Below are 12,226 nucleotides of genomic sequence, written 5' to 3'. Positions count from 1 at the left end.
TGGTGCTGGAGGTGGTGTGGACGTGGAAAGCAACGGAGAAGAAAGAAAGAAAGAAAGCCGTCAGTCGTCGATACTGCGATTGATGGAGAAGAACTTCTATATCTCCGTAGAGGAGATTTCCGATTTCTTCACGGTGACCACCCAGACGGCCCGGCGCGATATTCTGGCGCTTGAAAAGGCGGGTCGCGTGCGCCGTCTTCACGGCGGGGCGGTGCTTGTCGGCCCGCTGGAGGAAACCGTATACCGCCGTCGGCGCGTCGACAATGCGGAGCAGAAGCAGCGCATCGGCGAACTTGTTGCCGACCTTGTGCCGGATGGCGCCTCGATCTTCATCGATTCCGGCACCACCTGCGAGGCGATCGCCCGCGCGCTGTCGAGCCGCAATCATCTCAGGGTTCTGACCTACAGCCTCAGGGTGGCGACGATCCTGAACGAGAACACCAATTTCACGCTGGCCGTCCCCGGCGGTTTTGTGCGTCCGATCCATGGCGGTATCTTCCAGGAAGAGACGCCCGAATTCATCCGCAACTTCAAGTTCGACAGTGCGATCATCTCGGTGAGCGGCATCGACAACGACGGCGACCTCTGCGACGACGACCATGCCGAGAGCGTGGTCGCGACGGCGGCGATGGCGCAATCGCGCCACACGCTTCTGGCCGTGGACAGCAGCAAGTTCGGCAAGCGCGCCATGGTGCGGCTGGGTTCGATATCCGATGTGGACACGCTTGTTACCGACACCATGCCGGGAGGGGATATCCGTCGTCTTCTGGATGAAAACGGCGTCGAGATCGTTTGCTGAACCGCGGCGAAAGCGCGCCGCCGGCCGCTTTTCCGCTGTCGGTTTCATGTCCTTGAGGCCGCTATGTTCTCGAAAATGTCGGTGGCGAGCGTCTGGATCCCCGGAAGGCAGACATCGCACAGAGGCTGCAACACGTCGCGCGTTCCCGTTCCCGTCAGAACGCCGACCCTGAGACCCGCCCCGCCGGAAATCGCCATGTTCATGTCATGGGGATTGTCGCCGACGACCGCGGTCTGCGCGGGGGAAACGCCCATCGCCTCGCAAAACGCCAGCAGCATGCCGGGTTCCGGCTTGACGCCGTAGCCGCTGTCATAGCCGGCGATGAAATCGATCCACGGGGTCAGCGACAGGCGCTCCACCAGTCCTTCGATCGCCGCCTGGCTGTCGCTGCTGGCGATGCCGAGCCGGAACCCGCGCTCATGCAGGTTGCGAAAAAGCTTGACCAGGTTGGTGACCGGAACGGCGTCCGACACCGCGGCGGTAAACAGCGTATCGAGCGCGGCGGTCAGTTCGCCGACGCTGAATCGTGCGCCGGCCTCGATCCAGGCCCTGGCGATCTCGTCGGTATTGCCGGCGGCCAGCAGGCTGTTTGACGATGTCTGCCCGCTTTCGGGGTCCATGCCGCCAACGCTCAGAAGATGCGCGGCAAGCGCCGGATCGCCGCTCGCGGCGAGATCGGCTGCGGCCCGGTTGATGGGCGCCCAGGTGCGCTGGTAATCGAGGAGGGTGCCATCCTTGTCGAAAAGGATGGCCTTGATGGGGGAGGCCGTCATGGCGTTTTCCGCTCTTATCTTATGAGATTTACATTCTTGACGCCGGCGAGCCGCATCAGCACGCGCACGACGATCAGGCACAGCACCACGATCCCCATGATGCAGACCGAAAAGGCGGCCGCCTGGTTGATCGCGCCGCGATCCGACAATTGCAGGACCGAGACCGAGGCAAGCTGGGTCGAGGGGGTGACGAGGAAAATTACCGCCGACAGCGAGACCATGGAGCGCATGAAATAGAACACGCCCACGCCCAGAAGGGTCGGCCAGATGAGCGGCAGCGTGACCTTGCGCAGGGTCGTCATCGAAGTGCCGCCGAGCGTCGTCGAGGCCTCGTCAAATGTCGCGCCGATCTGCTTCAGGCTGGTCGACGAGATCAGGAAGGCATGGGCGTGGTTGTAATAGACCTCGAGGATCACGATTAGCGCAAAGGTTCCGTAGAGGAAGTTGAGCGGATTGGCGGGCGAATTGAACACCAGGATATAGCCGAGACCGAGCACGATGCCGGGCACCGCGGCCGGCAGGATCGCAAGAAACGACAGTGGCCCGGTCAGCGCGGTCTTGAACTTGTGCACCACGATGGCGCCGAGCCCAGTGACGATGATGCCGACAATGGCCGTTGCGAAAGCGACGAAAACGCTGTTCCAGAGCGGGTCCGTGCCGTTCTGGACGTCGAAGCGGTAGTGGCGCAGCGTGAAGCTCATATTGTACGGCCACAGATGCACGAAGCTCGCGAACACAACGATGCCGACCACGGAAACAACCAGCCCCGCCACAACATAGGCATAGAGCGAGAAGAACAGGTCGCGCCGGGCAGAAGGCCGGGGCGTCAGCGGCCGGGATTGCTCGGTGACCAGCGCGTGCTGACGCGCCGTCATCCGCTTTTCGATCAGCTTGGCAAACATGGCCGGCACCAGAAGCGCCACGCCGATGACCGCGCCGAGGCCGAACTGGGCCTGACCGATGACCTGGTTGTAGACCTCCGTCGCCAGCACGTTGAAATCGCCGCCGATCACCATCGGATTACCGAAGTCGGTGATCGCCAGCATGAACACGATGAACAGCGTGGCGGCCAGCCCATAGCGGGTCGCGGGCAGCGTCACGTCGCGGAAGATGCGCAGCGGGCCGGCGCCAAGCGCCTCGGCGCTTTCATAGATCCGGGCGTCCGCCACGGCGAGCGCCGCCGACAGGATCAGGAAGGCGTAGGGAAAGGCGTAAAGCGCATTGGCGATCGCCACGCCCCAGAAGCCGTAGATGTCGAGATCAAAGCCGAGAAAGCGGTTGAGGATGCCGTTGCGTCCGAGAAGCAGGATCAGGCCTTGGGCCTGAACCAGCGATGGCGCGAACAGCGGCACCAGGATCACGATGCGCAGGAACCATTTGCCGGGAATGATCGCGCGCTGAAGCGCATAGGCATAGCCATAGGCGACCACCACCACGATTGCCGTGGAGGTGAGCGAGACCAGAATGCTGTCGCCGACGAGTTCCCAGAAACGCATGGTCGAGAAGGTGGCGATGAAATTGCCGAGGCCGAGACCGTCCGGGGTCTCCAGGCTGCGCATCAGGATGCCCAGCAGCGGCAGCAGCAGAAAGATGATCAGGAGGGCTGCGACGAACAGCGTCATCGCCCAGATGCTGGCGCGGTCGGCAATGTCGGTGCCGCGGGCGGGACGGCTTGCGGTCTTCACGGCGTTGCTCATGCAAGCACCCTCAGGGCTTCGGCCGGGATAACGATGCCGAGACGCTCGCCCACTTTCGGAACCGCGCTCGCGCCGTGCAGCTCAACGCTGATCGGCGCCTTGGGCTCGGCATCCGTCACCACCTCGACGCGGGTGATGTTGCCGAGATAGGTAACGCCGGTGACGGTTGCGCTCAGGGTGTTGTCGCCGGCGGCGTCGACCTCGGTCAGCGAAATCATTTCCGGGCGCACGCCGAGGGCCGTGATATGATCCGCGGTGTGTGCACTGTCTGCAAGGTGGAGCGCCACGCCGCCGAAGCTCGGCTGCATGGGTGCGTTCTCATCCAGCCGCAAGATGTTCATGCGGCCGATGAAATCGGCGACGAAGGCGGTTTGCGGCTCGGCATAGAGTTCGCGGGGGGAGCCGATCTGTTCGATGGTCCCCTTGTTCATGACCACGACGACATCCGCCATCGCCAGCGCCTCTTCCTGATCGTGCGTGACCATGATCGTGGTCAGGTTCAGGCGCTGCTGCAGGCTGCGGATCTCGACGCGCAGTTCCTCGCGCACTTTGGCGTCAAGTGCCGACAGCGGCTCGTCGAGCAGAAGCAGGGACGGATCGGGCGCAAGCGCGCGCGCCAGCGCGATGCGCTGCTGCTGGCCGCCCGACATCTGCGCCGGCAGTTTGGTGCGATGGTCGCCAAGGTGCACGAGGTCGAGCATCTCGTCGACGCGGCTGCCAATCTTGGCCTTGTCCCAGCGCCGGCATTCGAGCCCGTAACCGACATTGCGCGCCGCGCTCATGTTGGGAAACAGCGAATAGGACTGGAACACGACACCGAAATTGCGCGCCCGCGTGGGCACCGCCGTCAGGTCCTCGCCGCCGAGTTCGATCGTGCCTTCATCCGCATCTTCCAGTCCGGCGATGACGCGCAGCAGCGTGGTCTTGCCGCAGCCCGACGGACCGAGAAAGCAGACGAAGTTTCCGTGCGGGACATCGAGCGTGACGTTGTCGAGTGCTGTCAGCCTGTCGAAGCGCTTGACAAGGTTGCGGATCGAAAGGTCCATCGCGCGTTCTCTCCTGATGCGGGTTTGGCAGTGCGGGTCGGGGAAGGACGATGCCGTTTCCCACTGGAGCCACATAGCAATTCTATGAAATAGATCAGCCGAAGCTTGCTTCCGACGAAATGCACAAGGCGGAAAGCGCCGGCGGGCATGATCGCCCGCCGGCTGCGTCATCATCTGGCGTTTCTTAGCGCTCGTAGCGCTCCTGCCAGGTGTTGATGATCTCCGTGCGGTCTTCGGCCGCGGCACGGAAGTCGACCGGGAACAGGGCGGCCGGAACATCCTCGGGCAGACCTGCGGAGATGAACCGCTCCGGAACATCGCCGCCCGGAACCGTCACGATCGTCTTCCAGTCATAATAGGCCGTGGCCGCTTCGGGGCTGAGGGTCCAGTCGAGGAACCGCTTGGCGGCATCCTTGTGCTCGGAAGAGGCGACCAGCGCGTTGCCTTCCAGCTCATTGCCGGCGCCTTCGGAGGGCACGACCATGGTGATCGGGTAGCCTTCCTCGATGTTCTTGATGGCGCGCATGGCATAGGAAGCGCCGACGGTGTATTCGCCCATCGAGGCGACGTTGCAGGGGCGGGAGCCGGACTTGATGTACTGCGCGACATTCTTGTCGAGCTTGTCGAGGAAGGCCCAGCCTTCGTCTTCGCCCATCATCTGGAGCAGCGCATCGATCTGGATATAGCCGGTGCCCGAGCTTGCCGGGTTGGGCATGACCACCTCATCGGCAAAGGACGGGTCGGTCAGATCGGCCCACGAGGTCGGCATTTCCAGCCCCTCGGCCTCGAGGCGTTCATTGTTGACGCAGAATGCCGCCATGTAGCCGGTAACCGCGAACCACTTGTTGTCGGGATCGCGGAACTGCGCGGGAACGGTATCGATGCCCTTCGGCTCGTAGGCTTCCAGCGTTTCCTCGATCTGCGGATTGACCATGGAAGTGACGGCAAAACCCCAGAGAACGTCATGCTGGGGATTGGCCTTTTCCGCGATGATGCGGGCGGCGAGATCGCCGGTGGAGAGCCTCAGAAGGTTGACGTCGATATCGGGCATGGCCTCCTTTGCCTTTTCGAGAAAGGCTGCGGCCTCGTCTTCTTCGTAAGAGGTATACACGGTAATCGTCTCGGCGAAGGCAGCGCTCGAGATCAGCGCGCCGGTGAGTGCGCCAAGCGTCAAAAATCCAAATTTCTTCATCTTCGTTCTCCTTTGTACCTGAAACGACAAAAATGTTCGTTTTAAGACATTTATCCATTGAAAATGAACGTTTGATGACAATAGGGCGGTTTTCCGTCTGTTACAAGGCCCAAAACGGGAAATGCTGAGTCGCCCTGATTTCTATAGGTTGTGTTGCCTGAAAACCGGGCAACGTTTCGCGCAGCGCGCCGGCGACTGGCTGGTCATATCGCTTGGGGACGCGGCGGACGATCGGGGTCTTTCGCAAAACCGCCAAAAGCTGATAGCCTCGACGCGCGTCCGGAAAAACGGGCGCGACTTGGAGCATTGGACAGTGGTAACGATCAAGCCGGCCGGCGATCAGGCCGTGACCGTGGAATTTGCAGACAGGATCGACGCGGCCGTCAATGCCCGCGTGATCGCGCTCGCCGACGCTCTGAAGGCGCGGCCGGTGGAAGGCATTGTCGAGACCGTTCCGACCTATCGCTCGCTGCTGGTCTATTACGATCCCGGCCGCATTCGCGGCGCGCAACTGATGCCGCTGCTTCACGAGCGGGTGGAGCATCTCACCGAGGGCGGGGAAAACACGGCCCGCCATTTTCGGGTGCCGGTCTGCTATCGGGGCGATGACGCGCTTGATCTCGCAGACCTTGCCGAAATCAAGAATATCAGTCCTGAAGAGCTGATCGCGCTGCACACCGCTGCCGATTATCGGGTTTACATGATCGGGTTTGCGCCCGGCTTCACCTATCTCGGCGGCCTGCCGGAGGCGTTGCACACGCCTCGTCTCGCGGTGCCGCGCCAGAAGGTAGCGGCGGGCGCGGTCGGCATTGGCGGCGCGCAGGCGGCGATCAACTCGCTGTCCGGTCCCAGCGGCTGGCGCTATATCGGCCGCACGCCGCTTCGCCTGTTCGCCCCGGAGCGCGCCGAACCATCCTTCTTCCGCGCGGGCGACATGATCCGCTTTTTCGAGATCGGCGCCGACGAGATGGCGGCGTTGGAACGCCGCGCGGCGTCCGGCGAGGCCATTGTGGAATCGGAGGCGGCATGAACAGGCTGGAGGTCGCCAGGGCCGGGCTCATGGTCTCCGTGCAGGCGCGTCCGCGCACCGGCTATCTTGCCGCCGGCGTCTCGCCATCCGGGCCGATGGACGAGGCGGCCTTTCGCATCGCGCAGGCGCTTGTCGGCAATGGCGATGACGCGGCGGCGCTGGAGTTTGCCCAGTTCGGAGGTAGCTATCGCGTCAGCGCGCCCTGCATGGTGGCCGTCACCGGCGGCGCCGCGCAGGTGACGATCAACGGGCGCGCCATGCCGCTTTGGGAAAGCCATGCGCTGAGGCCGGGCGAAACGCTGGAGATCGGCCCGATGAGAGGCGCGGTCTGGGGCTATATCGCCTTTTCTGGCGGCATTGCCGTGCCGGAACTGCTCGGCTCGCGCGCCACCCATGTCCGAAACGCGATGGGCGGGTTTGAGGGCAGGGTACTTGCCGAGGGCGATCTGCTGCCGCTCGGCGAGAGCGCACTTGCCCCGCCGCAGAGACTGACGGAGATTTTCCACTATCCGCAAGGGCCGATCCGGATCGTCGCCGGGCCGCAGGATGACCGCTTCGATTCCCGGGCCTGGACGCTGCTTCTCACCGAACCGTTCTCGGTTTCCAGCCGGCGCGACCGGATGGCGAGCCTGCTCGACGGGCCGCTGCTGCGCGCAATCGGTGGCCACGATATCATTTCGGATGCCACGCCCGCCGGTTCGATCCAGGTGCCGGGCTCCGGCATTGCCACGATGCTGACGGCGGAGCGTCAGACGACCGGCGGCTATCCCAAGATCGCCACGGTGATTTCCGCCGACCTGCCGCGGCTTGCGCAGATGCCGGCCGGCAAGCCGTTCCACTTCGTCCGCATCGGCCAGGACGAGGCCGAGGCGCGGCTTCTGGCGGAACGCGAGCGGGTCGAAGCGGCAATCCGGTCGATTGCGACGCCGGTGTGAAGGGCCAAGCGAAGTAGAAGGGGGCGTTGGTCGTTTGACAGGCGAAACCCCCGTCGGGGTCAGCCTCGTGTCAGGCGCGAACACCACGCCTGGAAGTCGGGAGGCTTCGTCGCCTCCCGACCAGAAGCGTCGCTCGCCCTCAGGCGATTCCGCCGAGGCAGATATATTTCAGCTCGGTATAGTCATCGAGGCCGTATTTGGAGCCCTCGCGGCCAAGGCCGGACTGCTTGACGCCGCCGAAGGGGGCGACCTCGGTGGAGATCAGGCCGGTATTGACGCCGACAATGCCGTATTCCAGCGCTTCGGCCACCCGGAAGATCTTGGCCGCATCGCGCGAAAAGAAATAGGAGGCGAGGCCGAATTCGGTGTCGTTGGCCATGGCGACGACATCGTCCTCGTTCTCGAACTTGAACAGCGGCGCCACGGGGCCGAAGGTTTCCTCGCGCGCGCATTTCATGTCGGGCGTCACGCCGGTGAGCACCGTCGGCTCGAAGAACAGGCCGCCGCGCTCATGCGACTTGCCGCCGAGCTTGACCGAGGCGCCCTTGGCGGTGGCGTCGGCGATATGGTCCTCGACCTTGTCGACCGCCGCCTTTTCGATCATCGGACCGATCTCGACGCCGTCTTCCATGCCGGAGCCGACCTTGAGGCCAGCAACGCGCTTGGAAAGCTTCTCGGCGAATGCGTCATAGACGCCGGCCTGCACGTAAAGTCGGTTGGCGCAAACGCAGGTCTGGCCGGCGTTCCGGAATTTCGACGCGATCGCGCCTTCGACCGCCGCATCGAGGTCGGCGTCGTCGAAGACGATGAACGGCGCATTGCCGCCGAGTTCCAGGCCCATCTTCTTGATCTGGTCTGCCCCCTGGCGCATCAGGATGCGGCCGACCTCGGTGGAGCCGGTGAAGGTGATCTTGCGCACCCGGTCATCCTCGCTGAAGACCTTGCCGACGGTGGACGAACTGGTCGAGGTGACCACCGACAGCAGCCCCTTCGGCAGTCCGGCGCGCTCGGCGAGCAGCGCCATGGAGAGCGCCGAAAGCGGCGTCTGCTGGGCGGGCTTGGACACGATCGAGCAGCCGGCGGCGAGTGCGGGAGCCATCTTGCGGGCCAGCATCGCGTTCGGGAAGTTCCACGGTGTGATCGCGCCGACGACGCCCACCGGCTGGCGAATGACCATGATCCGCTTGTCGGCCTGATGGCCGGGAATGATGTCGCCATAGGCGCGCTTGGCTTCTTCGCCGAACCATTCGATATAGGCCGCGCCGTAAAGCACCTCGCCGCGCGCCTCGGCAAGCGGCTTGCCCATTTCCGCAGTCAGGATCACGGCCAGGTCATCGGCATTCTCGACCATCAGGTCGTAGAGCTTGCGCAGGATCACGGCGCGTTCCTTGCCAGTCTTCTTCGCCCAGGCCTTCTGGGCCTCATAGGCGGCGGCGACGGCCTCCTCGACCTCTTCCTTCCCGCAGTCGGGAAGCGTGGCGATGACGTCGCCAGTCGCCGGATTCACGACATCGAAGGTCTTGCCGCTGGCCACCTTGTCGCGCCATTCGCCGGCGATGTAGGCGCGGGGCTCGGCGAGGTCCGCCTTCTTGAGTTTGTCGGATAGCGCTGTTGCGATTGTCATGATGCTTATTCCCTTTTTCGTTCATGTGACGGCGCGTGACTGAGAGGCCGCGGTCGACGCTCACAATGCATATAGACCGGCTGTTTCATTCGCCAAACTAAATTCTGGCACATCAGTTTCGAAGTTTATCTCCGGTCAGAATATGGCTACCGGAAACGCGCTGCCTTTAATGTGTTCTCATGCTGCCGGACGGAAAGCCGGTATTACCTTTTGCCGGAAGCGGCCTCCTACCCCTGAAACAGTAAATAACCTATAGTGGAATTAAGTTTTATTTTTATGATAGTCAATCTCCCGTACCGAACCGTCTGGCTTCCCTCCGCCGGCTGGTGCTATACACGAAGCGGCGAGGCCATGGTGACGTGCAAAGAGGGTAGATAAAGCCGATGCAGACGATATTCGTTCAGTTCAAATGTCATCCCGGACAGGCGTATGACGTCGCCGATCTGGTGGTGCGCACGCTTGAGGAAACCTCGGAAATCTATTCGACCTCCGGCGATTACGATCTGCTGGCGAAATTTTACCTAGCCAAGGATGCCGATATCGGCCATTTCGTCACCAGCAAGCTGCAGACCATCGAAGGCGTCAAGGACACCTTCACCCTGGTGACGTTCAAGGCATTCAGCTAAGGCCTCTCCGGAAAAGCGGGAGCGGCAGGCGGTCCGCCTCAGAAATCGGGAACGGTCACGCCATTGTCGCGGCAGGCGGCGATCATTGTGTTGGCCATCAGCATGGTGATCGTCATCGGACCGACTCCGCCCGGGACCGGCGTGATGGCGCCGGCGACCTTTTCGACGGCGGCATAATCGACATCGCCGATCAGGCGGGTCTTGCCCTCGCCGCGTTCCGGCGCCGGTATCCGGGTAATGCCGACATCGATCACCGTCGCGCCGGGCTTCACCCAATCGGCCTTCACCATTTCCGCCCGGCCGGTGGCCGCGATCAGAATATCGGCGCGCCGGCAGATTTCCGGCAGGTCGGCCGTGCGCGAATGGGCCATGGTGACCGTGGCATTGGCCTGCAGCAGCAATTGCCCCATCGGCTTGCCGAACAGGTTGGAACGGCCGATCACGACGGCGTCGAGGCCGGAGAGGTCGCTCCCGTGGATCGAGCGAATCAACACCATCGCGCCGGCCGGCGTACACGAGATCAGGCCTGTCTTTGTGTCGCCAAGGGCAAGCTTGCCGGCATTGACGATCGAAAGCCCGTCCACGTCCTTTTCGGGACGGATAAGCTGGATGACGGGAAACTCGTCCAGATGCGCGGGCAGGGGCAGTTGCACCAGAATGCCGTGGATCGTGGGATCGTCGTTCAGTTCGCGGACAACCTGTTCCAGTTCCGCCTGGCTGGTTTCCGCCGGCAGCGTGACCTGGACGGAATGGAACCCGCATTCCTTGGCGCGCCTGCCCTTGGCCGCGACATAGGTGTGGCTTGCCGGATCATCGCCGACGATGACCACCGCCAGGCCCGGCACGACGTCTTTCTCAGCCTTCAGCGCGGCGCTTGCCGCCGTGACCTTCCCGATCACATCCGCCGCGATCGCCTTGCCGTCTATCCGCTTTGCCATGTCTCAAACCATTTTCTGCGGCGCCGTGGTCATTCTAGCGGACGCCAGAAACAAAAACGGCAAGCGTCGGAACGCTTGCCAATGACTTTCACCTCGAAGCCGACAGGATCAGTTGAGGCGGGATTTGACCGCGTCGACCGACTGCGAGAACAGCTTGGAGCGCACCGCAGGCGTCGCCTTCTTTTCCAGAACGATGCGCGCGGCATCGACGGCGACGTCGACGGCAGCGCCACGCACGGCGGCGACGGCTTCCTGCTCGGCCTGACGGATCTTCTGCTCGGAAAATGCGGTCCGGCGCTCGACATATTCTTCCGTCTTGCGGCGGGCTTCTTCCTTGATCGCCTTTGCGTCGCGCTCGGCGGCGGCAACGATATCCTTGGCCTCTTCCTCGGCCTCGCGGCGCTTGCGCTGATAATCGGCAAGCACGTGCTGGGCTTCCTCGCGCAGGCGCTTGGCTTCCGCCAGCTCTCCGCGAATCTCGTCGGCGCGCGAATCAAGCGAGCGCAGCAGAATGCCTGGCACCTTGAAATAGGCGACGACAATGAAGAACAGGATCAGGCCGACAAAGGCGTAGAATGTTGCATCGAGAGACATGGGCTCAGCCCTCCCTGACGGTCGAAACCGCGGTTTCGATGTCGCCCTTGGCGACGCGGCCGCCGATCAGATGGGTAACGATCAAAGCGGCTGTTTCCTCGGCGATGCCGCCGACTTCCTGAAGCGCTTCGTTGCGAACCGCGGCAATGCGCTCATTGGCTGCCGCAAGCTTCTTGCCAAGCTCGGCTTCGAGCTGCTCGCGCTCGGCATCGGCCTCGGCGCGCGCCTTGTCGGCGGCTGCGGCGGAAATGCTGCGGGCCTCGTTGCGGGCTTCGGCGAGTTCTTTTTCATAGGCCTTGATCGCGGCATCGGCCTCGCTGCGAAGGCGTTCCGCCTCGTCGAGGTCCTGGGCAATGCGATCGTGGCGGTCTTCCAGAATGGAGCCGACGCGGGGAACGATCACCTTCTTCATCACCAGATAGAAGAGACCGAACGTAATGGCCAGCCAGAGGATCTGCGACGGGAAGGTCGCAAAATCGAATGGCGGGAACACCTGCTGTTCGTGATGTTCCACCTCGGCCAGCGTGGATTCCGTGTGCTGTTCTTCTGCACCATGCGACGTCTGGGCCAAAGCCGGGGTCACAAACATGCTCACCTCCAAAGGTCTTCGACAACAAGGGGCGCGGCGCCGACCTCAGGCCAGGCGCCGCAACCGAAAGTCGGACCGTTCAAAAAATCAAACGGCGAAGAGGAGGAGCAGGGCAACGAGCAGCGAGAAGATGCCGAGCGCTTCGGTAACGGCGAAGCCGAACACCAGACGGCCGAACTGGCTGTCGGCGGCGGACGGGTTGCGCAGAGCGCCGGTGAGGTAATCACCGAAGATGCGGCCGAGACCCATGGAGGTTGCACCCATGCCAAGGCAGGCAATACCGGCGCCGATGAACTTTGCTGCTTCCGCTTCCATATGAGAACTCCTTAGAAGAATTGGGTTGTTGCGGCTTAATAGCGATGCCGGTTCCGCCTGTCCAGACG

At 62.9% G+C, this 12,226-nt stretch carries 13 protein-coding genes; 4 read left to right on the top strand and 9 right to left on the bottom strand.

What is annotated here, in order from left to right; all coding sequences use genetic code 11:
• Positions 1 to 82: 82 nt before the first annotated feature.
• Positions 83 to 799: a DeoR/GlpR family DNA-binding transcription regulator gene (locus Mame_RS00505; RefSeq protein WP_235726793.1), complete on the top strand. Its 717-nt coding sequence runs from the start codon at positions 83 to 85 to the stop codon at positions 797 to 799.
• Between the two features lie 44 nt (positions 800 to 843).
• Here Mame_RS00505 and Mame_RS00500 read toward each other — a convergent pair whose 3' ends face one another.
• From Mame_RS00500 to Mame_RS00485, 4 genes are all read right to left on the bottom strand, one after another.
• Positions 844 to 1,572 (bottom strand): HAD family hydrolase, encoded by a 729-nt coding sequence (locus tag Mame_RS00500; protein WP_018063467.1) that lies wholly within the window; start codon positions 1,570 to 1,572, stop codon positions 844 to 846.
• A gap of 14 nt (positions 1,573 to 1,586) precedes the next feature.
• Positions 1,587 to 3,269, bottom strand: a complete 1,683-nt coding sequence (locus tag Mame_RS00495; RefSeq protein WP_018063468.1) for an ABC transporter permease subunit — start codon at positions 3,267 to 3,269, stop codon at positions 1,587 to 1,589.
• The gene (locus Mame_RS00490) at positions 3,266 to 4,315 is read right to left on the bottom strand and encodes an ABC transporter ATP-binding protein (protein ID WP_018063469.1); all 1,050 of its coding nucleotides are present in this window, start codon (positions 4,313 to 4,315) and stop codon (positions 3,266 to 3,268) included. The genes Mame_RS00495 and Mame_RS00490 overlap by 4 nt, the downstream gene beginning before the upstream one ends.
• Positions 4,316 to 4,499: 184 nt before the next feature.
• The gene (locus Mame_RS00485) at positions 4,500 to 5,507 is read right to left on the bottom strand and encodes an ABC transporter substrate-binding protein (RefSeq protein WP_018063470.1); all 1,008 of its coding nucleotides are present in this window, start codon (positions 5,505 to 5,507) and stop codon (positions 4,500 to 4,502) included.
• A 313-nt stretch (positions 5,508 to 5,820) separates the two neighbouring features.
• Here Mame_RS00485 and pxpB point away from each other — a divergent pair, with 313 nt between their 5' ends.
• Together pxpB and Mame_RS00475 are read left to right on the top strand one after the other, a co-directional pair.
• Positions 5,821 to 6,537, top strand: a complete 717-nt coding sequence (pxpB, locus tag Mame_RS00480) for a 5-oxoprolinase subunit PxpB (RefSeq protein ID WP_026173247.1) — start codon at positions 5,821 to 5,823, stop codon at positions 6,535 to 6,537.
• A complete protein-coding gene (locus tag Mame_RS00475) occupies positions 6,534 to 7,472 on the top strand; it encodes a 5-oxoprolinase subunit C family protein (protein WP_018063472.1) in 939 nt (312 codons plus the stop codon). The genes pxpB and Mame_RS00475 overlap by 4 nt, the downstream gene beginning before the upstream one ends.
• Positions 7,473 to 7,611: 139 nt before the next feature.
• Here Mame_RS00475 and Mame_RS00470 read toward each other — a convergent pair whose 3' ends face one another.
• A complete protein-coding gene (locus Mame_RS00470; RefSeq protein ID WP_018063473.1) occupies positions 7,612 to 9,096 on the bottom strand; it encodes an NAD-dependent succinate-semialdehyde dehydrogenase in 1,485 nt (494 codons plus the stop codon).
• Positions 9,097 to 9,479: 383 nt separating this feature from the next.
• Between Mame_RS00470 and Mame_RS00465 the strand changes: the two genes are divergently transcribed.
• Positions 9,480 to 9,722 carry an Lrp/AsnC family transcriptional regulator gene (locus Mame_RS00465; RefSeq protein WP_018063474.1) on the top strand — a complete coding sequence of 81 codons (243 nt, stop codon included), beginning with the start codon at positions 9,480 to 9,482 and terminating at the stop codon, positions 9,720 to 9,722.
• 38 nt (positions 9,723 to 9,760) lie between these two features.
• Here the strand turns inward: Mame_RS00465 and folD are convergent, their stop codons facing one another.
• From folD to Mame_RS00445, 4 genes are all read right to left on the bottom strand, one after another.
• Positions 9,761 to 10,660 (bottom strand): bifunctional methylenetetrahydrofolate dehydrogenase/methenyltetrahydrofolate cyclohydrolase FolD, encoded by a 900-nt coding sequence (folD, locus tag Mame_RS00460; RefSeq protein WP_018063475.1) that lies wholly within the window; start codon positions 10,658 to 10,660, stop codon positions 9,761 to 9,763.
• A 108-nt stretch (positions 10,661 to 10,768) separates the two neighbouring features.
• Positions 10,769 to 11,254, bottom strand: coding sequence for a F0F1 ATP synthase subunit B (locus Mame_RS00455; protein ID WP_018063476.1), 486 nt, complete (start codon positions 11,252 to 11,254; stop codon positions 10,769 to 10,771).
• Positions 11,255 to 11,258: 4 nt separating this feature from the next.
• On the bottom strand, positions 11,259 to 11,843 hold the full coding sequence (locus Mame_RS00450) for a F0F1 ATP synthase subunit B (protein WP_018063477.1): 585 nt from the start codon (positions 11,841 to 11,843) through the stop codon (positions 11,259 to 11,261).
• An 87-nt stretch (positions 11,844 to 11,930) separates the two neighbouring features.
• Positions 11,931 to 12,158, bottom strand: a complete 228-nt coding sequence (locus tag Mame_RS00445) for a F0F1 ATP synthase subunit C (RefSeq protein ID WP_018063478.1) — start codon at positions 12,156 to 12,158, stop codon at positions 11,931 to 11,933.
• Between the last annotated feature and the right edge of the window lie 68 nt (positions 12,159 to 12,226).

The sequence above is a fragment of the Martelella mediterranea DSM 17316 genome (genome assembly GCF_002043005.1).
Lineage (GTDB): Bacteria > Pseudomonadota > Alphaproteobacteria > Rhizobiales > Rhizobiaceae > Martelella > Martelella mediterranea.
This window is presented reverse-complemented; position numbering and strand designations above follow the sequence as displayed.

Coding starts and splice junctions, on each gene's coding strand:
- Mame_RS00450 (WP_018063477.1), bottom strand. CDS start 11,843: ATGTTTGTGACCCCGGCTTTGGCCCAGACGTCGCATGGTGCAGAAGAA.
- Mame_RS00500 (WP_018063467.1), bottom strand. CDS start 1,572: ATGACGGCCTCCCCCATCAAGGCCATCCTTTTCGACAAGGATGGCACC.
- Mame_RS00465 (WP_018063474.1), top strand. CDS start 9,480: ATGCAGACGATATTCGTTCAGTTCAAATGTCATCCCGGACAGGCGTAT.
- Mame_RS00495 (WP_018063468.1), bottom strand. CDS start 3,269: ATGAGCAACGCCGTGAAGACCGCAAGCCGTCCCGCCCGCGGCACCGAC.
- Mame_RS00470 (WP_018063473.1), bottom strand. CDS start 9,096: ATGACAATCGCAACAGCGCTATCCGACAAACTCAAGAAGGCGGACCTC.
- Mame_RS00505 (WP_235726793.1), top strand. CDS start 83: ATGGAGAAGAACTTCTATATCTCCGTAGAGGAGATTTCCGATTTCTTC.
- Mame_RS00485 (WP_018063470.1), bottom strand. CDS start 5,507: ATGAAGAAATTTGGATTTTTGACGCTTGGCGCACTCACCGGCGCGCTG.
- Mame_RS00490 (WP_018063469.1), bottom strand. CDS start 4,315: ATGGACCTTTCGATCCGCAACCTTGTCAAGCGCTTCGACAGGCTGACA.
- Mame_RS00445 (WP_018063478.1), bottom strand. CDS start 12,158: ATGGAAGCGGAAGCAGCAAAGTTCATCGGCGCCGGTATTGCCTGCCTT.
- Mame_RS00475 (WP_018063472.1), top strand. CDS start 6,534: ATGAACAGGCTGGAGGTCGCCAGGGCCGGGCTCATGGTCTCCGTGCAG.
- folD (WP_018063475.1), bottom strand. CDS start 10,660: ATGGCAAAGCGGATAGACGGCAAGGCGATCGCGGCGGATGTGATCGGG.
- Mame_RS00455 (WP_018063476.1), bottom strand. CDS start 11,254: ATGTCTCTCGATGCAACATTCTACGCCTTTGTCGGCCTGATCCTGTTC.